Source organism: Massilia genomosp. 1, from assembly GCF_011682185.1.
GTDB classification, from domain to species: Bacteria; Pseudomonadota; Gammaproteobacteria; order Burkholderiales; family Burkholderiaceae_D; genus Telluria_A; species Telluria_A rubra.
Map to the genome: position 1 here is coordinate 1 of NZ_WHJF01000358.1, position 606 is coordinate 606.

Below are 606 nucleotides of genomic sequence, written 5' to 3' on the forward strand. Positions count from 1 at the left end.
TCCATGCAACGTCACATGCCCACCCAAAGGAAGCCCGCATGACCCGTCAGAACAACCGCCTGCTGCGCCTGAACTTTCCCAGCGGAGGCCCCGCCAGCCTCGTGGCCAACCGGATCGACGCGGTGGAGGGCCTGTCGCGCGACTTCCACTTCACCGTCGAGTGCCTGAGCGACGATCCCAACATCGCCCTCAAGGATGTGCAAGGCAAGATGGCCACCGTGGAACTGGTGCGCGAAGACAACAGCAAGCGCTATTTCAACGGCTACGTGTTCGAGTTCCGCCGCGTGCGCGCCGACGGCGGCGAAGTCTATTACGACATGGTCCTGCTGCCATGGCTGGCCTACCTGCGCCTGCGCCGCGACAACTATCTGTTCCACAACATGACGGTCAAGGACCAGACCGACGACATCTTCGGCGACTACGGCGTGCGCAAGAGCGAGTTCCGCGTCGGCGGCCCGGACCCGGTCATGAAGGATGCTTGCCAGTACGACGAGTCCGACTACAACTACGTACACCGGCGCTGGGAAGAAAAAGGCTGGTTCTACTGGTACGAGCACACCGCCTCCGGCCACACCCTGATCCTGTCGGACGACTCGACGGCGGCCG

At 63.0% G+C, this 606-nt stretch carries 1 protein-coding gene; it reads left to right on the plus strand.

Features of this window, described 5'->3' with window-relative positions; translation table 11 throughout:
- Window positions 1-38: 38 nt before the first annotated feature.
- A partial coding sequence (locus F1735_RS34065; protein WP_167241471.1) for a type VI secretion system Vgr family protein occupies window positions 39-606 on the plus strand: 568 nt, incomplete at its 3' end.